The organism is Sphingomonas sp. So64.6b (assembly GCF_014171475.1).
Classification (GTDB): domain Bacteria; phylum Pseudomonadota; class Alphaproteobacteria; order Sphingomonadales; family Sphingomonadaceae; genus Sphingomonas; species Sphingomonas alpina_A.
Genome location: NZ_CP048817.1, coordinates 4,937,494 through 4,962,846, shown reverse-complemented (window position 1 = coordinate 4,962,846; position 25,353 = coordinate 4,937,494). Strand labels below are relative to the sequence as shown.

General features: G+C 64.4%; 21 protein-coding genes. 12 read left to right on the top strand and 9 right to left on the bottom strand.

What is annotated here, in order from left to right; all coding sequences use genetic code 11:
- Positions 1-2: 2 nt before the first annotated feature.
- The 6 genes from G4G27_RS23585 (at position 3) to G4G27_RS23560 (ending at position 7,982) form a co-directional block, all read left to right on the top strand.
- Positions 3-830 (top strand): hypothetical protein, encoded by an 828-nt coding sequence (locus G4G27_RS23585; RefSeq protein WP_183110881.1) that lies wholly within the window; start codon positions 3-5, stop codon positions 828-830.
- Entirely contained in the window at positions 823-1,779 is a 957-nt protein-coding gene (locus tag G4G27_RS23580) for an alpha/beta hydrolase (RefSeq protein WP_183110880.1), read from the top strand. Before G4G27_RS23585 ends, G4G27_RS23580 begins: the two co-directional genes overlap by 8 nt.
- 113 nt (positions 1,780-1,892) lie before the next feature.
- A complete protein-coding gene (locus G4G27_RS23575; RefSeq protein WP_183110879.1) occupies positions 1,893-4,082 on the top strand; it encodes a TonB-dependent receptor in 2,190 nt (729 codons plus the stop codon).
- Between the two features lie 26 nt (positions 4,083-4,108).
- Positions 4,109-5,941: an acyclic terpene utilization AtuA family protein gene (locus G4G27_RS23570; RefSeq protein WP_183110878.1), complete on the top strand. Its 1,833-nt coding sequence runs from the start codon at positions 4,109-4,111 to the stop codon at positions 5,939-5,941.
- Positions 5,938-7,494 carry an AMP-binding protein gene (locus G4G27_RS23565; protein WP_202049631.1) on the top strand — a complete coding sequence of 519 codons (1,557 nt, stop codon included), beginning with the start codon at positions 5,938-5,940 and terminating at the stop codon, positions 7,492-7,494. The genes G4G27_RS23570 and G4G27_RS23565 overlap by 4 nt, the downstream gene beginning before the upstream one ends.
- Complete coding sequence (locus G4G27_RS23560) at positions 7,494-7,982, top strand: nuclear transport factor 2 family protein (protein ID WP_183110877.1); 489 nt, start codon at positions 7,494-7,496, stop codon at positions 7,980-7,982. The genes G4G27_RS23565 and G4G27_RS23560 overlap by 1 nt, the downstream gene beginning before the upstream one ends.
- Here the strand turns inward: G4G27_RS23560 and G4G27_RS23555 are convergent, their stop codons facing one another.
- From G4G27_RS23555 to G4G27_RS23520, 8 genes are read right to left on the bottom strand one after another with little or no spacing between them, the layout of a single operon-like run.
- A complete protein-coding gene (locus G4G27_RS23555) occupies positions 7,983-9,539 on the bottom strand; it encodes a FadD3 family acyl-CoA ligase (protein ID WP_183110876.1) in 1,557 nt (518 codons plus the stop codon).
- Complete coding sequence (locus G4G27_RS23550; RefSeq protein WP_183110875.1) at positions 9,536-10,738, bottom strand: acetyl-CoA C-acyltransferase; 1,203 nt, start codon at positions 10,736-10,738, stop codon at positions 9,536-9,538. The genes G4G27_RS23555 and G4G27_RS23550 overlap by 4 nt, the downstream gene beginning before the upstream one ends.
- 25 nt (positions 10,739-10,763) lie before the next feature.
- On the bottom strand, positions 10,764-11,831 hold the full coding sequence (locus tag G4G27_RS23545; protein WP_183110874.1) for a nitronate monooxygenase: 1,068 nt from the start codon (positions 11,829-11,831) through the stop codon (positions 10,764-10,766).
- Positions 11,828-12,724 (bottom strand): enoyl-CoA hydratase, encoded by an 897-nt coding sequence (locus tag G4G27_RS23540; RefSeq protein WP_183110873.1) that lies wholly within the window; start codon positions 12,722-12,724, stop codon positions 11,828-11,830. The genes G4G27_RS23545 and G4G27_RS23540 overlap by 4 nt, the downstream gene beginning before the upstream one ends.
- Positions 12,725-12,744: 20 nt before the next feature.
- Positions 12,745-13,551 carry a TIM barrel protein gene (locus G4G27_RS23535; protein ID WP_183110872.1) on the bottom strand — a complete coding sequence of 269 codons (807 nt, stop codon included), beginning with the start codon at positions 13,549-13,551 and terminating at the stop codon, positions 12,745-12,747.
- A gap of 1 nt (position 13,552) precedes the next feature.
- Positions 13,553-14,431 carry an SDR family oxidoreductase gene (locus G4G27_RS23530; protein WP_183110871.1) on the bottom strand — a complete coding sequence of 293 codons (879 nt, stop codon included), beginning with the start codon at positions 14,429-14,431 and terminating at the stop codon, positions 13,553-13,555.
- A complete protein-coding gene (locus G4G27_RS23525) occupies positions 14,428-15,369 on the bottom strand; it encodes a fumarylacetoacetate hydrolase family protein (RefSeq protein WP_183110870.1) in 942 nt (313 codons plus the stop codon). Before G4G27_RS23525 ends, G4G27_RS23530 begins: the two co-directional genes overlap by 4 nt.
- 12 nt (positions 15,370-15,381) lie before the next feature.
- Positions 15,382-16,380 carry an MBL fold metallo-hydrolase gene (locus G4G27_RS23520; protein WP_183110869.1) on the bottom strand — a complete coding sequence of 333 codons (999 nt, stop codon included), beginning with the start codon at positions 16,378-16,380 and terminating at the stop codon, positions 15,382-15,384.
- A gap of 158 nt (positions 16,381-16,538) precedes the next feature.
- On the opposite strand from G4G27_RS23520, the gene G4G27_RS23515 reads away from it, so the two are divergent.
- From G4G27_RS23515 to G4G27_RS23505, 3 genes are read left to right on the top strand one after another with little or no spacing between them, the layout of a single operon-like run.
- On the top strand, positions 16,539-17,462 hold the full coding sequence (locus tag G4G27_RS23515; RefSeq protein ID WP_202049630.1) for an NAD(P)-dependent oxidoreductase: 924 nt from the start codon (positions 16,539-16,541) through the stop codon (positions 17,460-17,462).
- The gene (locus tag G4G27_RS23510; protein ID WP_183110868.1) at positions 17,459-18,316 is read left to right on the top strand and encodes an SDR family oxidoreductase; all 858 of its coding nucleotides are present in this window, start codon (positions 17,459-17,461) and stop codon (positions 18,314-18,316) included. The genes G4G27_RS23515 and G4G27_RS23510 overlap by 4 nt, the downstream gene beginning before the upstream one ends.
- A gap of 44 nt (positions 18,317-18,360) precedes the next feature.
- Complete coding sequence (locus G4G27_RS23505; RefSeq protein ID WP_183110867.1) at positions 18,361-18,603, top strand: hypothetical protein; 243 nt, start codon at positions 18,361-18,363, stop codon at positions 18,601-18,603.
- 15 nt (positions 18,604-18,618) lie between these two features.
- On the opposite strand, the gene G4G27_RS23500 is transcribed toward G4G27_RS23505, so the two are convergent.
- A complete protein-coding gene (locus tag G4G27_RS23500) occupies positions 18,619-20,025 on the bottom strand; it encodes an amino acid permease (protein WP_183110866.1) in 1,407 nt (468 codons plus the stop codon).
- Between the two features lie 282 nt (positions 20,026-20,307).
- On the opposite strand from G4G27_RS23500, the gene G4G27_RS23495 reads away from it, so the two are divergent.
- The 3 genes from G4G27_RS23495 to G4G27_RS23485 are packed head-to-tail and all read left to right on the top strand — an operon-like array spanning position 20,308 to position 25,352.
- Positions 20,308-22,581, top strand: coding sequence for a TonB-dependent receptor (locus G4G27_RS23495; protein ID WP_183110865.1), 2,274 nt, complete (start codon positions 20,308-20,310; stop codon positions 22,579-22,581).
- The gene (locus G4G27_RS23490) at positions 22,568-23,464 is read left to right on the top strand and encodes a hypothetical protein (RefSeq protein WP_183110864.1); all 897 of its coding nucleotides are present in this window, start codon (positions 22,568-22,570) and stop codon (positions 23,462-23,464) included. Before G4G27_RS23495 ends, G4G27_RS23490 begins: the two co-directional genes overlap by 14 nt.
- Positions 23,457-25,352 carry a cellulase family glycosylhydrolase gene (locus G4G27_RS23485; RefSeq protein ID WP_183110863.1) on the top strand — a complete coding sequence of 632 codons (1,896 nt, stop codon included), beginning with the start codon at positions 23,457-23,459 and terminating at the stop codon, positions 25,350-25,352. Before G4G27_RS23490 ends, G4G27_RS23485 begins: the two co-directional genes overlap by 8 nt.
- Position 25,353 lies beyond the last annotated feature (1 nt).

Sequence of the window (25,353 nt, the reverse complement as noted above, 5' to 3'; positions counted from 1 at the left end):
TGATGGATAATCTCGACTATCTGCTGCAGCGTGTCGGAACGGTGCCGGTCGGCAGCAGCGTGCTGACCAGCACGTCCAAATATCTCAACCATGCCGGCCTGCGAGACTGGGTCGCGACACATTTCCTGCGCCGTAACGGCCCGGACCGCGGCAATGAGGGCGACACCGCCGACGGCCTGATCACCGCCATGGCGCAGCTCACCGATGTCGACGAAGTCGAGCGGCTGATCGCGCGCGAACGCGAGATCAACCCGTTGTTCCGCGATTGGATCGACGAGGCTTATATCGGCCCGCACAGTGTCGCGTTCTTCGAGAAATATGCGCCCGGCACGATCGGGGGGATTTATCATGATTGCCTGGTCAATCGCGGCTTTCAGGTGAATCTCGGCCGCGCGTCGCTCGAGCCCAAATCGCCATACGAATTCATTCGTTTTCGCATGGGGCAAATCCATGATTTCGAGCATCTGATAACCGGCGGCGGCTTCAACACGCTGGGCGAACTGATGCCCTATTTCGTGCGGCTATCGAACGTCCATCGCCATTTGTCGCCGGAACTGGCCGGCGAGTTGACCAAATTCTATATCCTCGGCGGCTATCGCTTTCCGGTCCGTGCCGGCCTGCATTATCCGCAAATCTATTTGACCGTCCTCGACATCATGCAGCGCGCCATTCGTATCGGGCTCGACTCGACCCCGATCTTCATGGCGCGGTTCGAGGGCGTGCTTGACCTTTCCCCGGCCGATGCGCGGGTCGCACTGGGCGTCCAGCATGCCGAGGACCTGGACACCGCTGAGGCGTCGCGTATCTTCGACGATCGTGGCGATGCCTGACACGCCGCTTCACCCGGTCGCTGTCGCGACGCTGGCGGCGATCGCCGCGTCGGGCCAGAAACCCTATAACGCCGGGACACCGCAGGAGGCACGTGCCGATGTCGATGCACGGCTGCGTGCATTGCCGCCACGGCCGCACCCGGGCATTGCAACGATCGAGAACGGCAACATCGCAGGGCCAGGCGGACCAATCGCCACGCGGCGCTATACGCCGCTTCAGGTCTCAGGCGCCGGCACGATCGTCTATGCGCATGGTGGTGGCTGGGTACTCGGCGCGCCCGACCTGTTCGATCCGCTGGCAAGCTGGCTTGCGGTGTCGAGCGGCCGCCCCGTCGTGTCGATCGATTATCGCCTGGCGCCGGAAACGCCCTTCCCGGGGCCGGTCGATGATATCGCCGCGGCGGTCGCGGCATTGTCGGAGGGACCCGGCACTATCGTGGTGGCCGGCGACAGCGCGGGCGGCAATCTCGCCGCCGCCGCCGCGTTGCTCCTCGCCGATCGCGGCGATACGATGATCGCCGGCCAGGTCCTGCTTTACCCGGTGCTCGATCATGATCTGACTACCGGTTCATATCGCGAAACGGGTGATCCCGGCCGGATCATCTCGACCGCCGATATGCGCTGGTTCTGGGATCAATACGCGCCCGATATCGCGGACCGTGACAATCCGATCGCTTCGCCACTGCGCGCATTGCGCGTCGATCATCTGCCGCCGGCCTATATCGCGGTGGCCGGCTGGGACGTGTTGCGCGACGAGGGCGTCGCCTATGCCGCAAAGCTTCGTGAAGCGGGCGTGCCGGTCGAACTCGATGAGCGTGGCGACATGATCCATGGCTTTTGTTCGCAGGCCGGATTGCTGGACCGCGCCGACCAAGCGTTGAGGCGTGCCGGCGGCCTGGCCGCAAGCTGGCTCGACCGCGAAAATTCGAGCGAATTGGCCGCCCGATAACCTCAAATGGGGATGATGGAGGCCCGCCTGAGCCGGTAATCACAACAAGTCCGGTAATTTGCCACCATGAATGTGGCGAAGCCGGCGCTCGTAATGAGCCTAGGGGAGAGGTTATGGATCGTTCGACGCATTTTCGTCTGGCAGCGACGACGGCACTTGCCGCCGCCTTGTTTTTCAGCAGTGCCGAGCAGGCGCAGGCTGCGGATTCTAACCCCGTGACCCAAGCGCCTGAGGCCCAGGCAACCGACAGTCAGGTGCCAAGCACGTCAGCCGAACCGGTCGCGGAGCCGGCGGAAGAGCGGGCGGAAGGCGACATCGTCGTTACCGCGCAGCGTCGCGAGGAGAAGTTGAAGGACGTCCCGATCTCGATTACCGCCGTCACCGGCGAACAGCTGACGCAAAGCGGCGTTTCCGGCTCGCGCGATCTGGCACTGCTCGCACCAGGTCTGACGATCAACACGACCGGCGCCGCGGCGCAGGCGACCGTGCGCGGCGTCGGCAACACCGTGGTCGGCGGCAATTCGGAATCACCGGTCGCGATCTATATCGACGGGGTCTATATCTCGGGCCAGTATTTCGCGGTGTTCGACCTGGCGAACATCGAATCCGTGCAAGTGCTCAAGGGCCCACAGGGCACGCTGTTCGGCCGCAACGCCACCGGCGGCGCGATACTCGTCACGACCACGCGGCCGAGCGACGTGTTTAGCGGCAGTGTCACCGCTAGCTACGCCAATTTCGACGATTTCCGCATCGGCGGCTTCATCAGCGGGCCGATCACCGAGAATCTCAGCTTCGATATTGCCGGCAATTACCACAAGGATCACGGCTACGCCCGCGACGTTTTGCGCGACACGCGGCTGGCCGAATATGAAGACAAGAGCATCCGCGGCAAGCTGCTCTTCTCGCCCGACAGCGACACCGAGGTGATGCTGATCGGCGATTATGGCCGCATTCGCGACGAGACGTCCGTTTCGCTGCGCCCAATCTCGAACTCGGCGACACCGGGCGCGTTGATTCCGAAAGACCCGCGCGAGCTGGCGCTTACCTTCGATCCCTATGCGATCACCAAGGGCGGCGGCGTGAGCCTATCGATTATGCATGATTTCGGCGCCGTCACCGTCAAGTCGCTGACAGCTTATCGCAAGACCGAGAATTTCTCGATCACCGACCAGGATCGGGTGGTCGCCGCGTCTAGTCGAATCGATACGCTGATCAAGGACAATTACTTCACCGAGGAAGTCACCGCATCGAGCTCGAACGCCAGCCCGTTCCAGTGGATCGTCGGTGGCTTCTATTACGGCGATACGGTCGACAATCCGACCTATTCCAACGTCACGACGCTGCTCAACAATGCGCATATGCAGGTCGATGCTTATGCGATCTTCGGCGAAGGTACCTACGCACTGACAGACAGGCTCAAGGTCACGGCCGGTGTGCGTTACAGCACGGAGAACCGTACCTTCTTATCCCGCCGCAACGCTGGCACGCCGCTCACTGCGTTCCGCAGTCTGAACGTGGACGCCTGGACACCGCGCGTGTCGGTCATCTATGCGCTCAACGACAATTCGAACGTCTACGCGACCTATTCGAAGGGCTTCAAGAGCGGCCTGTTCCCCGCCGCGACCTTCAATGCGCCCCCGGTCGAGCCCGAAACGATCACCTCGTATGAGGTGGGCTACAAGCTCGCCGCTGGTCCGACGAGCTTGAACCTTTCTGCATTCTATTACGACTATCAAGATCTGCAGATAACGACGCGCAACCCCGCTGGATTGCAAACCTTGCTCAACGCGGCGAATGCCGAAATCTACGGCCTCGATGCCGATTTTTCGATCCGTCTGGCCCAGGGACTGCGCGTACGGCTGGCCGGCGCCTACACTCACGCCAAGTACAAAAAGTTTGATTATCTCGTGCCTTTCTTCAGGGAACTTCCGGCTGGCGGGAACACGACGTATCTTGGTGATGCCAGCGGCAAGACGATGATCCGCGCGCCGGAATTCACGGGCAATGCCGGCATACGCTACGAAACCGCGATCGGGGCGGGTAAGGTCGATGCCAGCGCCGACTATTATTATAATTCCGGCTTTGTCTGGACGTTGGACAATGATTATCGCCAGCGGCCCTATTCGCTGATCAACGCGCAGCTTGGCTGGTCGCCCGACGGCGATCATTTCCGCCTTTCGGTGTTCGGCCGGAACCTGACCAACACGCTCTATTCGATGGGCACATCGGTCACCAATGCAGCGACCGCGGCCGCCTACGCCCGTCCGCGCAGCTACGGCGTCGCCGCCAGTTTCAAATTCTGACCGATCAGAATCCCGGCGCCGCACTCATGACGAAAAAAACTGTTCGGATTGGGTGCGGCTCCGGCTTCGTCAACGATTCCGCACTGGGTATCGCCCAGCTGCTCGCCGACGATAGCCCGCTCGACTATGTGATCTTCGAATATCTCGCCGAAGGGATCATGGCTTGGCTCGCCGCCGACGAAGCGCGTGAACCCGGATCGGGTTTCTCGAAACATTTGCTCGACATCCATCTCGGACCGCATCTCGCGACGATCCTCGACCGCGGCATTCGCGTCGTCACTAATGCAGGTGGTCTAAACCCGCACGGACAGGCGGATGCGATCCGGCGCGCAGCGGCCGCGATCGGGCGATCCCCTCGCATCGCGGTCGTTTCCGGCGACGATCTCCGGCCCCGGCTCGACGAACTCCGCGCTCTCGATCTCAAGGAATTCTATTCCGGGGCGCCGCTGCCCGACGGGATCACCAGTATCAATGCCTATCTTGGCGCCTTCCCCATTGCGCAGGCGCTGGCGGCCGGCGCCGATATCGTCATCACCGGGCGCAACGTCGACAGTGCGCTGACGCTCGGCCCGTTGATTCACGAATTCGGCTGGACACCGTCGGACCATGACCAGCTGGCGGGCGGTACCGCCGCCGGACACCTGCTCGAATGCGGTGCGCAAGCGACCGGCGGCACCTTCACCGACTGGCGGCTGGTGCCCGATTGGGCGACGCCGGGTTTCCCGATCGCAGAATGCGGTGCGGACGGCAGCTTCGTACTGACCAAGCCGGCCGCAACCGGCGGCATGGTCAGTGTCGGCACGGTAAGCGAGCAGCTGATCTACGAAGTCCAGGACGTCGAGGCCTATATCGTGCCCGATGTGGTCTGCGATTTCTCGACCGCACGAGTCAGCGCCGTCGGATCGGATCGGGTCGAGGTCAGCGGCGTCACCGGCCGCGCGCCCACGTCGACCTACAAGGTATCGGCGACGTTCCATGATGGCTGGCGCGCGACCGCGTTGTTCGCCGTGATGGGAATGGACGCCGCCGAACGCGCACAGCGCATGGGCGACGCGCTGATCCGGCGCTGCCGCACAATGCTGCGCGACCGCAACCTGCCCGATTTCTCCGACGTGCGCATCGAAGTGATCGGCGCGCCGGCCTCGCACGACACTTTTCCGCAGGAACTGGTGTGCAGAATCGTCGCGCGCCATCCCGACCAGGCGGGCGCCGAGCTGATCGCCGATGAAGGGCGCAGCGTGATGACGACGATGGCGCAGGGGTCGACCGGCCTGGGCCCGGCCACCGTCGCGCCGGTTCTCGCGCTGCACAGCGTGCTGCTCGAGAAAGCGGCGGTGCCCGTGTTCGTGCAGGTCGATGATCGACCGGTCGAATCCGCCGCCATCGCGACCCAAGGCGGGTTCGATCCGACGACGCTGATCCGCTCGCGCTTTCCCGTCGAAGAGCCGACCGATGCCAGCGAACCGGTTCCACTGATCGCGCTTGCCTGGGGGCGAAGCGGCGACAAGGCCAATATGTTCAACGTTGGCATCATCGCGCGCGATCCGGCCTATCTTCCCTATATCTCAGCCGCGCTGACCGAGCAGCGCGTGGCCGACTGGTATCGCAGCACCAGCAGCGACGGCACGCCGCCACCGGTGCGCCGCTTCGATGCGCCGGGCTTTCACTGTATCAACCTGACGGTCGAGAACGCGCTCGGCGGCGGGCAGACCGCCGGCATGCGTTTCGATCCCAATGCCAAGGGCATGGCGCAGCGATTGCTGGCGATGCCGGTCGCGGTGCCGGCGGCGATTGCCCGGCAAGTAGTGCCGCAACTTCGCCAACTCGGGCACCATGTTCCGGAACTGAGCGCGGCGTGATCGTGTCGCCACATCGCTTCACTGGTCCGGCGGACTTGATCCTGCACGCCTTGTCGCACGATCTCGACCGCCACGTGGTCGAATTCGTCGATGGCGCCGCGCCAGTCACCGCGCGCTCGTTCCGGTCCGCGGTCGCCGGCTATGCCGCCGCGTTCAACGCGCTTGGCCTGTCGCCTGGCGCTCGGGTCGGGCTGCTTGCGAAGAATCGCGTTGAAGTACTCTACATCCAGGCGGCAATCGCCTTCACTGATCTATGCCTGGTCGCAATGCATCCGCTGGCCGCGATCGACGACCTCGACTATGTCACCACGGACGCCGGGCTGTCGGCGCTGGTGTTCGATCCCGGGCCGTTCGGCACGATCGCTCAGACGCTGCGTGAGCGGTCGGACGCGCTTCGCTTGCTCCCGCTCGGCCCGGGTCCGGGCGACGACCTCATCGCCGCCGCGACCCGGCACAGCGACGCGCCGCTGATCGCGCCGGTGGCAGATCCGGATACGATCGTCCGCCTGACCTATTCGGGCGGGACCACCGGCAAGCCAAAGGCGATCATGGGGTCGCTCCGCTATACCATGACGATGCTGCAGGTGATGCTGATCGAATGGGAATGGCCGGCGCATCTGCGCCAGCTGGTCTGTTCGCCACTGAGCCATGCCGGTGGTTCGGCGCTGATGCCGGTGCTGCTGAGGGGCGGCACGATCGTCGTGATGCCGGGTTTCGAGCCGGGTGCGGTGCTCGAGGCGATCGAACGGTACCGCATTACCGCAACCTTGCTGGTGCCGGCGATGATCTACGCCTTGCTCGATCACCCGGACCGGCAGCGGCGCGACACCTCCAGCCTCGAGCTGATCTATTACGGCGCCTCCGCGATCAGCGCGCCGCGACTGGCCGAAGCGATCAAGGCGTTCGGGCCGGTCTTCTTTCAATTCTACGGTCAGGCCGAAGCGCCGATGTCGATCTCGCTGCTGCGCCGTGCCGATCATGATCCGGCAATCCCGGGGCGACTCTCGGCATGCGGGCGGCCAACACCATGGAACCATGTCGCGCTGCTCGATGATCGGATGACGCCTGTGCCCGACGGAGAGCCGGGTGAAATTTGCGTGCGCGGACCGATGGTGATGGCCGGTTATCTCGGTAAACCGGACGAGACCGCCGCCGCGTTCGAACAGGGCTGGCTTCATACCGGCGATGTCGCGGTCCGCGATCCGCACGGGTTCCTGCACATCGTCGATCGCAAGAAGGACATGATCGTCACTGGCGGCTTCAACGTCTATCCGCGCGAGATCGAGGACGTCATCGCCTCCGACGCAAGCATCGCGGACGTGGCGGTGATCGGCGTGCCGCATGCCAAATGGGGCGAGGCGGTGACCGCCATCGTCGTGGCGCGAGCAGGCTCATCGGTCAACGCCAATGCACTTATCGGCCTGGTCCGCGACCGCAAAGGCGCGCTGCATGCACCGAAGACGGTGCATGTCGTCGAGACAATCCCGCGCACCGGGCTGGGCAAACCGGACAAGAAGGCGCTGCGCCTTCGTTACGCCCCGCAGGAGCCGTGATGACCGACATCGAGAAGCTGCTCGCGATCGAGGAGATCAGGACGCTGTTCGCTCGACGCCTGCGCTACATGGATACCGGGGAGTGGCATCGCTATGCCGCGCTTCATACCGACGATGCGGTGTCGGAAACCTTTTCGAGCGTCTCGATAGACGGACAGGCGATAGGCGCGCCGATCGTTGGTTCGACAGCGATCGCCGCGGCGATCGAGCATTATATGACCGGGGGCATCGCGCGGGTCACATCGGTCCACCACGCTCATTGCCCGGAAATCGACTTTGTGTCGGATAGCGAGGCGACCGGGATCTGGCCGATGGAGGATCACCTCTGGTGGCGGGATGGCGCGCGCGAGGAGTTCCTCCACGGCTATGGCCATTATCATGAGCGTTACCGCAAGGTCGGCAGCCGCTGGCTGATCGCGCATCGCCGCCTCAGCCGGCTGCGCGTCGACAGTTCGCCTGGTTTCCACGATCGGCTTGCACCTGGCTGATCAGCCGGCTTCGCCTTCCCGCAAGACCGCGCGCATCACCTTGCCGCTCGCATTGCGCGGCAGCGTTGGGACCAGCACGATCGACCGCGGCACCTTGTAGTTCGACATGAAGTCTCGCGCCCAGCCGCGGATCTCGTCGGGCGTCGCCCCGGTCCCGGGGCGTAGCACGATGAACGCCTTGCCCACCTCACCCATGCGTTCGTCGGCCACGCCGATCACCGCGACCATCTCGACCGCCGGATGCCGCGACAGCAGCGCTTCGATCTCGGCCGGATAGCAATTGAACCCGCCCGAGATGAACATGTCCTTCTTGCGATCCGTGATGCGCAGATAACCCTTGTCGTCGAGCGCTCCGATGTCGCCGGTATGCAGCCAGCCGGCCGGATCGACCGCTTCGCGAGTCGCGGCCGGATCGTCGAGATAACCGCGCATCACCGCGTGGCTGCGCACGAGGATCTCGCCCGCCATGCCGGAGGTCACGTCGCGCCCATCATCATCGACGACGCGCAATTCGACGCCGGGCAGCGGATAACCGCAGCTATTGGCGATCACGTCGGGCGAGTCGCCCTGCCGAGTCATGGTGATCGCGCCATGCTCCGTCATGCCATAGCCATTGACGACATTGCGCATGCCGAGTTCGTCGCGCATCCGCTCGACCAGGACCGAGGGTACCGGCGCGCCACCGGTCACGGCCACGCGCAGCGAGGAAAAATCCGCCGCCGCCGATGCCTTTTGCGCGAGCAGCAGCGACTGATAGATCGCCGGCGGTCCCGGAATGAAGCTTACCTTGTGCGCCATGATCAGCCGTGCGGTCTCGGCTTCGTCGAACACCGGCTGCGGCACGATCGCCGCGCCGCGCAACAGGCATGCGACCCAGCCCGCCTTGTAGCCGAACGTATGCGAGAAAGGATTGACGATCAGGTGCCGGTCGCCCTCGCGCAAATCGACCCGGATGGCCCAATCGCCGAAGATACGCGTAACCTGAGCATGCGCGGTCATCACGCCCTTGGGCGCTCCGGTGGTGCCGGAGGTGAAGATGATATCCGACAATTCGTCGCCATGGCGCGCCGCCACCGCCGCGTCGACCGCCGGATCGGCGGCGCCCTGGCCCGAGGCGATGAAAGCATCCCAATCCTCGAGCGTCACCGTCTCGCGCAGATTGGGCAGCACCTGACCGGTGAGTAAAGCGCGATAGTCGGTGCCGATAAAATCGCGCATGGTGAACAGCATCACGGCGCGTGTGCGGCGCAGGATTTCGCCTGCCTCTTCGCCCTTGTAACGCGTGTTGAGCGGGATCAGCACCGCGCCACAGATATGCGCGCCGAGTGCCGCGAAGATCCATTCGCCGACGTTGGGCGCCCACACCGCGACGCGATCGCCCGGCATGATCCCGCGGGCGAGCAATGCCGACGCCGCGGCGCGCGCTGCATCCCATAATTCGGCGAAGCTGAGCGTGCGGCCCTGCTCGATCAGCGCCGGAGCCGACGGCCAGCGTTCGGCCGCGATCGCCGCCGCCGCCACGATCGTCTTCGGCCAGTCATGATTGCCCTCGGTCATGCGACCTCGAACAGTCCGGCAGCACCCATGCCCCCGGCAACGCACATCGACACCACGACATATTTGACGCCGCGGCGCTTGCCCTCGATCAGCGCATGGCCGACCAGCCGGCTTCCGGTCATCCCGAACGGATGGCCGATGGCGATACCGCCGCCATCGACGTTAAGCCGGTCGGGATCGATGCCGAGCTTGCGCTGGCAATAGACCGCCTGGCTGGCGAACGCCTCGTTGATCTCGAACAGGCCGATATCGTCGAGCTTGAGACCCGCGCGCCGCAGCAGCTTGGGGATGGCAAAGACCGGACCGATGCCCATTTCATCGGCCCCGCAGCCCGCCACTTGGAAACCGCGATACACGCCGAGCACCGGCAACCCTTCGCGCTGCGCGGTGGCAAGGTCCATCACGACCTGCGCCGACGCGCCGTCCGACAGCTGACTGGCATTGCCGGCGGTGATGTGGCGGCCTTCCTTGACCACCAGCCCATCCCTGAACACCGGCTTGAGCCCGGCCAGCGCCTCATAGGTCGTGCCCGCGCGCACGCCCTCGTCATGGGCCAGCGTCACCGCTTCCTTGCCGGTTTCATTACCTTCCTTGTCGAACAGCGCCTTATCGACCGTGATCGGGGCGATCTCCGCGTCGAACCGCCCGGCGCTCTGCGCCGCAGCGGCGCGTTGCTGGCTGAGTGCCGCGAAACGGTCCTGATCCTCGCGGCTCACGCCATAGCGCTCGGCGACGATTTCGGCCGTCTCGATCATCGCCATATAGGCGTGGGGGTCATGCTGTTTCACCAATTCGGCGCGGTTGCGCCATGCCGGCGCATGCTTGTTGAGCGTCAGCGAGATGCTTTCCATACCCCCGGCGATCGCCACGTCGATCTCATCGGTCATGATCGCGCGTGCGGCAAAGGCGACCGCGTTCAGTCCGGACGAACATTTGCGGTCCATCGTAAAGCCGCTGGTCGTGTCGGGCAGCACTGACGCATGCACCGTCAGCCGGCCGAGATTATAGCTTTGCGTGTTCCAGTGATTGCCGACACCGAGATAGACATCGTCGATCCGCGCCGGATCGACCCCCGCGCGATCGATCGCGGCATTGACGACATGCGCCGACAGCATCGGCGCCTCGGTGTCGTTGAATGCGCCACGATAGGCCTTGCCGACACCGGTACGGGCGGTGGAGATGATAGCTGCTTCGCGCATGATGGTCCTTCGTTCCGCTAATGTCTTAAGCGCTGCCGGCCAGCGCGGCGATGCGCTGGCGCGCGTCGCGCAGGATTTCGTCGACCAGTTCCTGGCAGCTCGGCAAGTTATCGATCCGCCCGGCGACCACGCCGGTCGCCATCACACCATTGGCGATATCGCCCTCGACCACCGCTTTGCGGATCAGTGTCGGCATCGTCGCTGCCATCATCGCCTGACGTAGCGGCATCGCGCCATGCGCGGTCATGCCGCGCGCCGAGGCAAGCATATCGCGCCATGACGCGCCGGTCTGTCTCTTCATCGCCAGCCCGGCCTCGAATGCACGCAGCCACATGCCGAGTCCGCCGGACCGCTCGATCCGATCCATCAGCGCGGTGCGGACCATGCGTTGCGGCACGCCGTCGAGGCGCGTCGTGACATAGATATCGTCGGTCGCCGCCTTCAGATACACGCCCTTGCTTACCTCCGGCACCGGGCTTTCGCGAGTCAGCAGGAAACGCGTGCCCATTGCGATCCCAACCGCGCCATAGGCAAGCGCCGCCGCCAGCCCGCGCCCGTCGGCAAAGCCACCCGCCGCGATCACCGGCACCTGCACCGCGTCGAGCACTTGCGGCAACAGCACCGTGGTCGGCACCGACCCGGTATGTCCGCCGCCTTCGCCACCCTGCACCGTCACCATATCGACGCCGAGTTCGGCCATCTTAACCGCATGCTTCACCGCGCCGACCGTCGGGATGCACAGGATACCGGCATCCCGGAAGCGTCCGATCATCTTCGCATTCGGTCCGCGCCCGAAACTCACCGCGCGAACCTGATCCTTATTGGCCAGGATCAGATCGACGATGCGGTCCGCGCCTGGTTGGAAGCTGTGGAAATTGACCCCGAATGCCTTGTCAGTGCCGCCGCGCACCGCAGCGATCTTCGTCGCCGCCTCGTCCGGCGTCATCACCGCGCACCCGAGAAAACCAAACGCCCCCGCGTTGGAGCTGGCGATCACCAATTGCGGCTCCGCCACCCATCCCATCGCGGTCTGGATGATCGGCGCGTGGCAGCCCAGGCGCTCGGTCAGCAGGGTGGCGAGCGCATCGCTCACGGCTTCTCTGCCTGCTGCTTGTTGGCGGCGGCCATGGATTTCGCGTCCATCCCGCCGAGATTATTGGTGTTGACCAAATTGCTCTGCGCATGGGCGAAATGATGCATGTGGAACACCGCGTCCATCGCGGTCCGCTTGCCGCGCAGATCCTCGACATGATTGAGCGCCTGCTTGGTCAGCCAGTTACCCAGCCGATCGCGGCCGGCGAGCTCGTCGGCGATCGCCTTCACGTCCGCCAGCAGTGTGTCGCGCGTCGACAGGCGATTGACCATGCCGAAATTATACGCGCGCGCCGCCGGCATGCGCTCCCCGAGCAGGATGAATTCCTTCGCGACGCGCGGTGGCAGTTCGAAACCGTGCGCGAAATATTCCACGCCTGGAATGCCCATCCGCCCGACCGGATCCTGAAAAAACGCGTCATCGGTCGCGACGATCAGGTCGCACACCCAGGCAAGCATCAGCCCGCCGGCAATGCATGCGCCCTGCACCGCGGCGATGGTCGGTTTGGAGATGTCGCGCCAGCGTCGGCACATCCCGAGATAAACCTCATGCTCGCGCGTGTAGAGCAGTTCCGCCGCCGGCTTGTTGACATGATCGGCCACCAGATGCCGTCGGTCCCATGACGCGCCGAGGTCGCGGCCGGGTGTGCCGATATCGTGTCCGGCAGAGAAATGCTTGCCCTCGCCGCGCAGCACGATCGCGCGGATCGCATCGTCGTCCACCGCGCGCCGGAACGCGTCGTCCAGTGCGTAAGTCATCTGGTTGTTCTGGGCGTTGTGATAGGTCGGTCGGTTCATGACGATATGGGCGACCGCGCCGTCGACCTCGTAGCGAACCGGCTCTTCGGTTTCATAGACATGAGTTTGCGGATGGGGGTCGACAAGGTCGCTCATTGGGCTCTCCGGTGTCTTGGTCATGGTTCGGTCCGGCGTAGCGCGGCGGCTTCGAGCAGCCGATCCGCCGCCTGCTTTGCTCGTCGTGCGCATTCGATATGCGGTAAATGCGCCGTATCCAGAACGGGCGCCTCGATGCTGAACTCCATGCCGGGGCCGAGCACATCCAACAGGGCCGCCGGTTGCAGATCGCCATCGCCGGGAAGCAACCGGTCGTAGCTTGCCTCGGCGAACAGGTCGGCAGGGGCGGTTCGCGGTGCATCGCAAATCTGCGCCATCAATACGCGATCGCGATGTGCATTGACGTTCGTCGGGCTATCCCCGGCGCGATGCAGATGCAGCAGATCGACGGTGACCTTGAGGCCAGGCACCGCGTCGCACAGGGCGACCGCCGCAGCGAAATTTGCGATCGCCGACACGGGGAAGAATTCGACGCCGACCTGCAGCCCGCGAACTTGAGCCTCATGGTAAATCCCGGCCACGGTTTCGCCGCGCCGCGCCGGTTCGCGGTCGAAGATCAGCAAATTGACCGCACGGGCGCCGAGTTCGGCGGCGGCATCCAGCGACTGCCGAAAATGCTCCGGCAGCGATGTACGGGACACGGTGAAGGGATAGGCAATCGCAATGCCGCACCCGGTACCTACCGCCGCATCGCGACAGGCACGACGCGCGTTCAAGTCGTGGATCAGGTCGAAATCAGCCATGCCCGCAATTTCGGGCATGCCATGCAGGAACAGCCCGATACCATCGAAGCCGGCCCCGGCGGCCGCGGCGATCAGTTCGAGCGGCGTCGCCGAGGCGATGGTCAGATGATCGAGAATCGCCACGTCAGTACCGCACCGATTCCGTGGCGATGCCCGCGTCGAACACTCCCCCATCGCGACCCCGCACCGCACGGCCGATCGCGGCGAGATACTGGCCGCTATAGGTCGTCAGCCCGTTGGTCGTCGCCGGATCGGCGGCACAAAGCGCCAGGATCGCCTCGGCCATCGTCTCCGGATCCTCCGGTGTCCGCACGCGTTCGGCCTTGACCACGCCCTTTGCCATCAATTCGCGCGTACCGCGCGTCATCACCGAATTGACCGGCGACACGATATTCGCCGATACGCCGCTGCCCTGCAGCTCCGCCGCGACAGCGCGGGTGAACAGATTGAGCGCGCTCTTGGCCGAGCAATACGCCGACACACCGGCCCTGCGATGGAAATCGAAAAAGGGCGGCCCTTCCGGATTGGGCGCGGCACGATCGGCCACGGTCGACGATACATTGACGATCCGGCCATAGCCGCGTTCGATCATCCCCGGAATCACGCGCATCATCAGATCGCGCGGTGCGAAGACATCGACTTCGAAGACGCGGCGAAAATGCTTGTCGGGCATGTCCCAGCTGCGCGCGCCAAGCCCCGCGATTCCGGCATTGTTGATCAATATGTCGACCCGGCCGAAACGCTTGAGTACCGCATCGATGAACGCCGCGCGCGATTCCGGACGGGCGAGATCGACGGCCAGCGCATGCGCCTCGCTGCCACGCGCACGAATCTGAGCCACCGTATGGGAAAGCGTATCAGGCTCGGGATTTGTCTCGTCGCCAATGGTCCGCGCGGCTGCGATGACCATCGCCCCCGCCGCAGCGAACCGCTCCGCCGTCGCTTCGCCGATCCCACGGCTGGCGCCGGTCACGATCGCGATACGCCCTTGCAGCTCGGTCATGCGCCGCCGTCCTGAAACACGATGCGGCTGCGCTGACGTCCCAGCCCTTCGACCTCCAGTTCCAGCACATCGCCATGTTTCAGGAAGCGGCCATGCTCCAGGCTGCATCCGCCCCCGACCGTGCCCGATCCGATGAACTCGCCCGGCTGCCGCGTCTCGTCCTGCGATGCATAGGCGATAATCTCGGGGAAACTGTGCATCATCGCGCCGCTATTGCCGTCGGTCACCAGGTCGCCATTAATCCAGGCGCGCATGCGAAGGCCGCGTTCGACCGGGACCTCATCCTTCGTCACCAGCCACGGGCCGATGACATTGCCGGTGTCGAAATCCTTGCCCTTGGCCGGGCCGAGCATGCCGCGCATCTCATGCATCTGGCGATCGCGCGCGCTGGCGTCGTTGAAGATCGCATAGCCGAAAATCGCATCGGCAGCTTCCTCGACTTTCCAGTCCTTGCCCCGGCGGCCGAGGAACACGCCGAATTCCAGTTCATAATCGAGGAAGCGGCTATAGCGCGGGCAGACGATGTCCGACTCCGCGCCGACCACGCTGAAACGGTTGCCCTTGTAGTAGAGCGGCAGTTCGCGAAAGATCGGCGGCGGTCCATCGGCCTTGTCGACCAGCGGCGCGCCATTGGTGACGACATGCCGGTAACGGCCGGCATTCATCAGATGCTCTTCGAAGCACAGGCAATCGAGAATCGCGCGCGGCTCCGGCACCGGCGACAATAGCCCGACCTGATCGATCGCAACGACCTGCGCCGCCGCCGCAAAGACGTCATGTGCCCGATCCAGCGCCGCATCCCCGCCATCGATCAGGTTGAGCATATCCGCGAACACGGCATCGCCGGCAGCGGTGAGATCGACGATCTCGCGTTCGCCCGCGCGCAGCGCGCCGATATGGCACTGCCCATCGGTGCGTTCGAAAGTGACGAGCTTCATGCCGCCCGCATCCTAATGCCGGTGCGCCGGATCGGCGCAGCCGCTACAGCGGCCGAGCGCCGCGCGCTCCCTGGCGTAGCGCGCCATCAGGTTCCAGATCTCGCCGGGCTGTACCGCCGGTCGCTCGCCGGCGAACTCGCCGTACAGCGCATGGACGTTGATCACGGTACGCTCGGCATCGCCAAAATGATCGAACTTGCCAAAGCGGATGTCGAACGCCGCTTCCTGAAAGCTCATCCCGGCATCATAGCGCGTGCGCGTCTCGTCATGCAGATAGTGGAGATAATCGCGGAAGTTGCGCACATCGTTGCGGTCCGCGATCGGGCCGTGACCGGGCACGATCGTCTCGACGTCCCAGCTCAGGATCAGGTCGCATGCGCGGATCCAGTTGGTGATCGGCCCGGCCCAGATCACGATATGTCCCTGATGGAACATGATGTCGCCGGTATAGACCAGCCGGTCCTCCGGCACATGGACCAGCAGGTCGCTGGTCGTATGCGCCGGCCCGACATCGATCAGCCGCACCACCTTGTCGCCGACCGTCAGGTCGAACGATCCCTCGAACAGGTCGGTCGCTGGCGGCAGCTTGATACCGGTGAAATCGAACTTGCCGAAGATTTCGGCCATGAAGCGCCCGCCATCGCCAAGCACGTCGGGGTTGGCGAGGACCTGAAGCAACCGGTCGGGGCTTTCATGTTCCATCCCCTCGCCCACCGCGCGCGTGGTCAGGATCCGCGCGCCCTCGACCAGCTGGTTGCCGAACGTGTGGTCGCCATTGTTATGGGTGTTGACGATGGTGCCGATCCGCTCCGCGCCGGGAATAGATGCACGCAAAGTCCGCAGCATCTCGGCGGTCAGCGGCAAGTCGAACAGCGTATCGACCAACACATTCTCGCCACCGCTTGAAATGAAACCGCTGTTGCTCCAGCCCCAGCCGCCGTCCGGCTGTAAATAGGCCCAGCTTCCGTTGCCCAGGTCGTGCAGACCCTTGCGGTAAGCCCATGAACCCATCGAATGACTGCCTCTCCGGATTGCCGCTCTGCCGGCGACGGCACCATGGCAGATTAGGGCAAGGCGTTCCGCGCCCGCGACCCTCATTTGGTGACCCGCGCGCCCGCCAAATGGGGATGGCGCCGTTGTCGTCGCGCCCGGAAAACCTGGGAAAATCGGTGAAGAACGATTGGGAGGATGGTGCGATGAAGGTGCTGATCATCGGCGGCAGCGGCATGATCGGGTCGCACGCGGCGGCTCATCTGTCCGCGCTCGGCCATGAAATATCGGTCTCGGCGCGCGTCGCGAAACCGGACGAAGTCGCGCCTTACCCGCAAGTGATCGGCGATTATGTCGCACAAAGCTTCACCGCCGCGCAGCTCAGCCGCTTTGATGCGATCGTCTTCGCCGCCGGGCAGGATGTCCGCCACAAAGGCGCCGGCCAGGACGATGCCGAATTCTGGCGCGCAGCGCAGATTGAGGGGGTCCCCGCGCTGGCCCGGCTGGCGCGCGACGCTGGTGTGGGACGGTTTGTCCAGATCGGCAGCTATTATCATCAGGTCATGCCGCAACTGGCCGGGACCAGCGCCTATGTCCGCGCGCGCCAGCTCGCCGACGAGAATACACGTGCGCTTGCCGCACCGGGCTTCAACGTCGCGACGCTCAACCCGCCCTCGATCGTCGGCACCATCCCTGGCCCCAGTACCGAACGATATCGCGGCCTGGTCGCCTGGGCACGCGGCGAGCGGCCCGACATCCCCGATTTCGCGCCGGCGGGCGGCACCAATTATATGAGCGCCGCTTCGCTCGCCGAGGCGATCGCCGGCGCGATCGATAATGCCGAGTCAGGGCACGCCTATCTGATCGGCGACGAGAATCTTTCCTATCGCGATTTCTTTCAGCGCATCTTCGATGCGGCGGGTTCGACCAGAACCCTGGAGTCTCGCGACGAACAGCATCCGATGCTGCCCGACAATTATATCATCCATGGTCGCGCAGTGACCCTGGCGTACGCGGCGGACGAAAGCCGACGCGCGCTTGGCTACCGGACCGGGGACATCACGCGCGCGATCGGGAAAATCGTCGCGAGGATCGACGCATGAGCGCCGATGAAGCGCTCGGCCTCGCCGGCAAGGTCGCCCTGATCACGGGCGGCGGCGCAGGGATTGGCCGCGCCGTCGCCGAGCTGTTCGCATCGGTCGGCATGAATGTGGCGATTGCCGAGATCGACCCCGATCGTCTGCGTGTTGCCGCGGCCGCACTGCCCGACGCGCTGGCGATCGAAGCCGATGTCCGCGAAGAAGGCGATGTGGACCGCGTCATGGCGGCGATCCGCGATCGCTTCGGCCATCTCGACGTGCTGGTGAACAATGTCGGGGACTTTCTCGGCATCCATAAGCGCTTCGAGGATACCACGCCCGACGACTGGGAATCGCTCTATCGGATCAATCTGCACCATATCTTCCTTGTCACTCGCGCGGCCCTGCCGCTGATCCGGGCAAGCGGCGCGGGCGGTAGCATCGTCAATCTGTCGACCATCGAGGCGTTTCGCGGCATCCCGAATTTCGCCGTATATGCCGCGTTCAAGACCGCCATCACTGGCTTCACCAAGAGCCTGGCCGTCGAGATCGGCCGCGACGGCATCCGCGTCAACGCGATCGGACCCGAGACCACCGATACCGAACAGGTCGTGGCGGATTCACGTGTGCCACCGGAAAACCGCGATCATTTGCGCCACTGGTTTCCGATCGGCCGCTTCGGCCGCCCCAACGATTCCGCCGGTGCGGCGCTGTTTCTGGCATCGGATCGCCTGTCGGGCTGGGTCAGCGGATCGACCATCCTGGTCGATGGCGGCGCGCTGGCGGCCGGCGCCTGGATGCGCATGCCCGACGGCCAGCGTTTTACCCATCTGCCGATCATCGCAGCGGATGGCTATACGCCGCGCCCCGGCACCTAGGTCCGATAGCCGCAGTCCGATTCTCCCAGTGGTCGCCCTGGGCAATGGCGATCCATGCCTCGCTGGTCCGCATCTTTGTCTTTGCGTCATCGCATGGTAAAATGGCGCATCTTCAGAGTCGGGTGGCCATGGAGATCGAAATGCGTGCGGATGTCGGTTATTTGATATTGATGTTCGTCATAGGGGCGCTGGCCGTGACCGCGTTCTTCGTTTTCCGCGCGTTGTCGCCCGGTGAGCGTCGGTCGTTTCACTACCGGTTCGAAGACGAAGACAAACGGAAGAAATAGCGGCGGCGGCCATCATCATCCCGACTTCGCCAGACTCTTGCGGATCCCATAGCCGAAATAGACGAGCAAGCCGAAGCCGTTCCAGATCAGGAAATAGAGCTGCGTCTTGCTCGGCAGGCTCCAGAACAGATACGCGCACCCCAGGATCGCGATCAGCCCGACGGCCAGCGCGCCTGGTGTGCGGAACGGGCGCGGCGCGTCGGGCGCGCGACGACGCAGCACCAGCATGCACAAGGCGACCGCGGCGAATGCGGCGAGCGTCCCGGCATTGGCGAGCGCCGCGATCTCGTCGATCGGCAGCACGCCGGCGATGATCGAAACGAGCAGCGCAGTGATCATCGTGATGCGCACCGGGGTCCCGCGCGACGAGATTTTCGCGAGCGCGGGCGGCAGGAAGCCGTCACGCGCCATCACCAGGAAGATGCGGCTCTGCCCGTAGAGAAAGGCGAGAATCACGGTGGGCAGCGCAATCACCGCCGCCGCAGCGATGATCGTGGCAATGCCCGGCTGCCGCAGGTCGCGCAGGATGAGCGCAAGCGGCTCCGGACTATCGGCGAAGCTGGTGAACGGAAGCGCACCGACCGCGGCAGCCGCCACGACCATATAGATGATCGTGCAGATGAGCATCGATCCGACGATGCCGATCGGCAGGTCGCGTGCGGGATTCTTGGTCTCCTCCGCCGCGGTCGCGATCGCGTCGAAGCCGTAAAATGCGAAAAAGATGATTGCTGCGGCCGCCATCACGCCGCGCTCGATGCCATCGGGCGCCATGGTCTTGCCGAAACCGAACGGCATGAACGGGTCGAGATTGGCCGCGTCGAAATGCGGCAACGCCACCGCGACGAACAATGTCAGCGTCACAATCTTCACCAGCACCAGCACCGCGTTCAGCGTCGCGCTCTCTTTGGTGCCGATCGACAACAGCCCGGCGACGACCGCGATGATGAAGATGGCGGGCAGATTGACGATGCCGCCAAGCGCCGGCCCTTTGGCAAGCTCCAGCGGATAACCGAGCCAGCCATGGAGCAGCGGCGTCGCATAACCCGACCAGCCGACCGCCACGGTCGAGACCACCAGCGAATATTCGAGGATCAGGCTCCAGCCGATCACCCAAGCGAAGACCTCGCCCAGCACCGCATAGCTGTAGGTATAAGCACCGCCCGACGCCGGCATCATCGTCGACATCTCGGCATAAGCGAGCGCCGCGCAGGCGCAGATCAGGCCGGCGACCGCGAAGGAAACCAGCACTGCGGGGCCGGCGCGGTCCGCGCCGACGCCGATCAGGGTCAGGATTCCGGTACCGACGATCGCGCCGACGCCAAGCGCGATGAGATGCGGCCAGGACAGGGTCCGTACCATGCGCTGCTCTGCCGGTTGCTCATCACCGACAAGGATTGCTTTTCTTCTCAATAACTTGCTCATTGAGCACCCCTTGTGACGAGATCGCGACCGCAGCCCGCAAAAACTATGGAGCAGCCGGTATCGCAATCAGTTCGACCGTCGGCAAGGCTCGTGATGTGCTTCCCCATTCACTCTCGCACTGGCGCTCCGGTGTTCTCCGCCGCCGCCGAACGTCATTCCACTTGCGCTGGTTTACGCCGTTCAGCGATCGAAACCGCCCTTCATCAGATCGAATCAATTGACAATTGATCAGATTCGATAAATTAAACGGTAAATAATAAAAATTCACCGGGGAGGAAAGAAATGATGTCACCGCGTTATCGCCGTCGCAGGATTTTGCTGTCGGGCGTATCGATTGCCTTGTCTGCGCTGTTGGCACCCGCGGCACTGGCGCAAACCGCCAGCCCCGCGCCGGAAATCGAAAGGAACGACGGCGACATCGTCGTCACCGCGCAGCGCCGCGCCGAGAATCTCCAGGACGTGCCGCTGTCGGTCGCGGTGGTCGGCAATGAGCAGCTGACCGCACTCAAGTTCAACGAAACCAGCGACCTGCAATATCTGGTGCCCAGCGTCACGCTGATCAACGCAGCCGGCCCGCGCAACTTCGGCTTCTTCATCCGCGGTATCGGCACCAGCACCTTCTCGTCCGAAGCGATCGAGGGCAGCACCGCCTATGTGCTGGATGGCGTGGTGCTCGGTCAGTCCGGTTCGTCGGTCACCGACCTGCCTGATGTCGAGCGGATCGAGGTGCTGCGCGGTCCGCAAGGCACCCTGTTCGGCAAGAACGCATCGGCCGGCGTGGTCAATGTCGTAACGCGCCGCCCCTCGCGTGAGTTCGAGGCGCGAGGCAGCGTGAGCTGGGCCTGGCCGGACAATGACCGGCGTTTCAGCGCCTATGTCTCGGGGCCGCTGACCGATACACTGCGCTTCTCGCTGTCGGGGCGGCGCAACGTGCGGGACGGTTATGTCCGCAATCTCGCCGATGGACGCCGCTTCAACAACCGCGACGAATTCGGCTTTCGCGGCAAGGTCGAATTCGAGCCCAGTCCCGACCTGACGATCACCGCGATCGGCGATTATTTCGAACGCAACGCCGATTGCTGCATCTGGACCCTGTACCAGACCGTCGCACCGGCCGGTGCGGTCGAGGCGGTTGCAGCCGCCGCCGGAATCGTCCCCGGTCTCGACAATCTTGAGCAGAATGTGAATGGCGATGTCTTTTCCGAAGCGCGCAGCCGCGGTTTTTCGGTGCAAGGCGATTATCGCTTCGGCGGCGGCTACACGCTCACGTCGATCACTGCCTGGCGCCGGTGGCAAACACATGACGGGCTCGATTCGGACTCGTCACCGTTCAATTTGCTCGACAGCAATTATGCCGACCTGACCCAGAACCAGTTCAGCCAGGAACTGCGCCTCGCATCGCCGGTCGGCAACGCGATCGATTATGTAGTCGGCGCCTATTATTTCGACTCCGACGTGCGCTCGCGTTCGATTCAGGTCTTTCCCACCGTGCCGCTACCGTTTTTCAGCCGCCGGGCACGTGTGGTTGCGGAAACGCGCAACATGGCGCTGTTCGGACAGGCCAATCTCAACCTGTCCGATCGATTCAAGCTGATCGCCGGCGCGCGTGTCGTCAACGAACGGGTGGAGGCGGACAAGAGCCGGGTCGATCCGCGTTTCAACCTGACCGACGCGGCAACCGGTCGCACCGAATCCACGGCACTGGTGTGGCGCGCCGGCGCGCAATATGATCTCAGCCACGACGCCAATGTCTTCGCGACGGTAACGCGTGGTTTCAAAGGTGGTGGGTTCGATACCAATATCGGTAACGGCCTGCTGCGTGAGGTCGCCCCGGAACGGCCGACCAATTACGAGGTCGGCATCCGCACCTTCTGGCCCGCGCTGCGCCTGACTCTCAACGCCACCGCATTCCTGACCAAGGTGAAGGATTACCAGACCGCCGGCCGCGATCCGGTCACCGCGACCTATCCGATCGTCAGTAGCAATGCGAAGACCCGCGGCGTCGAATTCGACCTTGCCTGGCGACCGGTCGACCCCGCCGACCTGACGGTCAGTTTCAGCGGCTCCTATGTCGATGCCGAATGGGGCGCCTTCCGCAATGCGCCTTGTTTCGGCGGGCAGACCCTGGCCGAGGGTTGCGTGCCCGCGCCCAATGCCCCGGCAGGGTCGCCTGGCGTGCAGCAGGACCTGACCGGTGCACGACTGCCTTTCTCGCCGAGCTGGCAACTCAATCTTGGCGGGTCGTACGGCATCCCGCTGTCCGACGCGCTCAAGCTGCGGCTCGATCTTGGCACAAGCTATCGTTCGACGCAGCTCATCGCCTTCCCGAACAATCCGCGCGCGCGCCAGGGCGGTTATACGCTGGTCAACGCCGCGATCGCGATCGCCGGCAAGGACGATCATTGGAAGCTGTCGGTGTTCGGCAAGAACCTGCTCGACAAGCAATTCGCCGTGACGATGTTCTCCACGCCTTTCGGCAATGCGCGCAGCCTTAGCCAGTTCCGTACCTATGAATCGCAACGCAGTATCGGACTGGCGCTCGATGTCGCTTTCTGACCCGCCCGACATTGGCACGGGCGACGGGACCGCGGCCGCGCCGCGGCTCGCCGCCGGCATGAGTTTCATCACCATCGCCGATCTGCCCGACTGGTCGACGGGTCCAACGGGCGACACGGCGGCGATCTATGCCGGGCTGAAACAGGCCGGCTATGAAACAATCCAGACGCTCGCTCCAGCGGCGGCGCGCGCCGCCGGACTGGTCCCGACCGGCATCGCGCGCGTTTTCCACGACCCGGCGGAACTGCGCGGCGTCGCGGTGCGGTGGCGCGACGCCGGTTGCGACTGCACCACGGTGCAGCTCGGCACCGGGGTTGAGGATGACGACCAGATGGCGCGGCTCGCCGAGGCCTTGCTTGAAGCGGCGGTGCAAGAGGGTCATCCGCTATTCCTCGAGACCCACCGCGCGACGATGACTCAGGATATCCGCCGCACGCTCGACCTGGTCGCGCGCTTTCCGGAGCTGCGCTTCAATGGCGATTTCGCGCATTGGTATATCGGCCATGAGCTGACCTATGGCGACATGGAGATGAAGTTCGACGTGATGCGTCCGGTGTTCGCGCGCACCCGCTTCCTGCATCTGCGCGTCTGTTCAAACGCGGTTGGCCAGCTCAGCGCGAGCGACCCGGCGGCGGCGACGCATCTTGGTTTTTTCAAACGCATGTGGACCGAAAGCTTTCGCGGCTTCCTCGCCGATGCACCACCAGGAGGCTATTTCACCGTCATGCCCGAACTGCTCCCGCCACGCTCTTTCTATCCCCGCATGGTCACCGGACCCGATGGTCAACCGCGCGAGGAAAGCGATCGCTGGACCGAGGCAGCGTTCCTGATCGAGCAAGCGCGCACCTGTTTCCACGCGGCGCAGGACATGATCGATGCTTGATATCCGTGGCACCCGCTTCGTCGATCGCGACGGCCGTCACGTGCTGTTGCGAGGGGTCAATCTGGGCGGCGACTGCAAACTGCCATCGTCCGTACCGGGGACGCATCTGCCCGATGATTTCGCGGATCACCGTGTCGTCAGCTTTGTCGGACGGCCCTTTCCGCTCGACCAGGCCGATGCGCATCTCGCGCGGCTGGCGCACTGGGGGTTCAACACGCTGCGGCTGCTGACCAGCTGGGAGGCGGTCTCGCATGCCGGGCCGGGGCTGCACGACGAGGCCTATCTCGACTATCTGCGTGCGGTCTGCCGCAAGGCGGCGGCGCATGGTTTCTTCGTCTTCATCGACTTCCACCAGGATGTCTGGTCGCGCATGACCGGCGGCGACGGCGCGCCCGGCTGGACGTTCGAAGCGGTCGGGCTCGACTTTACGCGCTTCGCGGCGGCCGACGCGGTACATCTGATGCAGGCGCGCTACGACGCACGGCTGGGCGGCCGACAAGCAAGCTATCCGCAGATGAGCTGGAGCAGCAATTACCGCCTGCCCGCCAACGCGATCATGTGGACCCTGTTCTTCGGCGGTCGCACCTACCTGCCCGATTTCGCGCCGGACGGTCGGCAAGTCCAGGATCTGCTGCAGGGCGATTATCTCGATGCGATGCGCGCCGTGGCGCAACGTGTCGCGGATATTCCCGACGTGATCGGGTTCGATACGCTCAACGAGCCCGACACCGGGCTGATCGGCCGTCCGCTCGCCTATCGTCATATCGAGCGTAGCGCCGCGCATCCCGAACCGATCCGCCCGGGCTGGGCAATGAGCCCGCTCGACATGCTGCTGATCGCCGACGGCAAGGCGCGCGAAATCCCCATGCTCGCGCGCACCGGAAATGGTTTCGAGGTCGCACTGGCGGGCCATCGCACTGCCAATCCCGACGCGGTGCGGCTGTGGCGCGATGGCGTGGCTTGCCCGTTCGCCATGGCCGGGCTTTATGACGGCGATACCGCGCTCAGGCCCGACCATTTCACTCATGTGCAGGGCGACGCGGTGGATCCGGAACGCGACCATGTGCTGCCCTTTTTCCACGCCGTCGCCGATACGGTGCGAAGCGTGCGCGCGGACTGGCTGATCTTCGCCGAGGTCAATCCCTACCGCGCCTTTGCCGGCAATGGTTTCCCTGATGGCATGCCCGATCGCTGCGTCAATGCGAGCCATTGGTACGATCTTGCAGCACTGGTGACGAAGCGCTTCGATGCCCGCCGCGCCGCGCAATATCCGGCCGAACTGGCGGTGATCAAACGCATCGGCGACAAGCTCGGCGGCCCCACGCTGATCGGCGAGTTCGGTCTGCCCATGGATCTCGACGAGGGGCGCGCATTCGCCGACTGGGCGGCGGGCGATCATGGTTCCGGCCCATGGCAGGACCATGTCACGGCACTCGGCGCGATGTACGACGCGCTCGATGCGCATCTGCTCAGCGCGACGCAGTGGAACTACACCGCCACGAACCGCAACGACGCGGCGGTCGGCGATGGCTGGAACCAGGAGGATTTGTCGATCTTCAGCGCCGATCAGGCGACGGGGGGCGGTGATCCGGACAGCGGCGGCCGGGCGGTCGCGGGTTTTGCGCGGCCCTATGCCCGTGCGGTGCAGGGAGTCATCGCCACGCAACGGTTCGCCGCGGACACCGGCGTCTTCACGCTCGGCTTCGAAGCGGACACCGCGATCGTTGCGCTGACCGAGATCGTGCTGCCGTCCGTCCATTTCCCGCTCGGCGCAACCGTGTCGGCCGATGGCTGCGAACGAATGCCGGATTCGCCGACCGGTCTGCTCATGCTCCGGGCATTGCGCAACGGCGCTATGGAGGTGCGCGTGACGGCGATCAGGGCATAGC

Coding starts and splice junctions, on each gene's coding strand:
- G4G27_RS23585 (WP_183110881.1), top strand. CDS start 3: ATGGATAATCTCGACTATCTGCTGCAGCGTGTCGGAACGGTGCCGGTC.
- G4G27_RS23580 (WP_183110880.1), top strand. CDS start 823: ATGCCTGACACGCCGCTTCACCCGGTCGCTGTCGCGACGCTGGCGGCG.
- G4G27_RS23575 (WP_183110879.1), top strand. CDS start 1,893: ATGGATCGTTCGACGCATTTTCGTCTGGCAGCGACGACGGCACTTGCC.
- G4G27_RS23570 (WP_183110878.1), top strand. CDS start 4,109: ATGACGAAAAAAACTGTTCGGATTGGGTGCGGCTCCGGCTTCGTCAAC.
- G4G27_RS23560 (WP_183110877.1), top strand. CDS start 7,494: ATGACCGACATCGAGAAGCTGCTCGCGATCGAGGAGATCAGGACGCTG.
- G4G27_RS23555 (WP_183110876.1), bottom strand. CDS start 9,539: ATGACCGAGGGCAATCATGACTGGCCGAAGACGATCGTGGCGGCGGCG.
- G4G27_RS23550 (WP_183110875.1), bottom strand. CDS start 10,738: ATGCGCGAAGCAGCTATCATCTCCACCGCCCGTACCGGTGTCGGCAAG.
- G4G27_RS23540 (WP_183110873.1), bottom strand. CDS start 12,724: ATGAGCGACCTTGTCGACCCCCATCCGCAAACTCATGTCTATGAAACC.
- G4G27_RS23530 (WP_183110871.1), bottom strand. CDS start 14,431: ATGACCGAGCTGCAAGGGCGTATCGCGATCGTGACCGGCGCCAGCCGT.
- G4G27_RS23525 (WP_183110870.1), bottom strand. CDS start 15,369: ATGAAGCTCGTCACTTTCGAACGCACCGATGGGCAGTGCCATATCGGC.
- G4G27_RS23520 (WP_183110869.1), bottom strand. CDS start 16,380: ATGGGTTCATGGGCTTACCGCAAGGGTCTGCACGACCTGGGCAACGGA.
- G4G27_RS23510 (WP_183110868.1), top strand. CDS start 17,459: ATGAGCGCCGATGAAGCGCTCGGCCTCGCCGGCAAGGTCGCCCTGATC.
- G4G27_RS23505 (WP_183110867.1), top strand. CDS start 18,361: ATGGCGATCCATGCCTCGCTGGTCCGCATCTTTGTCTTTGCGTCATCG.
- G4G27_RS23500 (WP_183110866.1), bottom strand. CDS start 20,025: ATGAGCAAGTTATTGAGAAGAAAAGCAATCCTTGTCGGTGATGAGCAA.
- G4G27_RS23495 (WP_183110865.1), top strand. CDS start 20,308: ATGATGTCACCGCGTTATCGCCGTCGCAGGATTTTGCTGTCGGGCGTA.
- G4G27_RS23490 (WP_183110864.1), top strand. CDS start 22,568: ATGTCGCTTTCTGACCCGCCCGACATTGGCACGGGCGACGGGACCGCG.
- G4G27_RS23485 (WP_183110863.1), top strand. CDS start 23,457: ATGCTTGATATCCGTGGCACCCGCTTCGTCGATCGCGACGGCCGTCAC.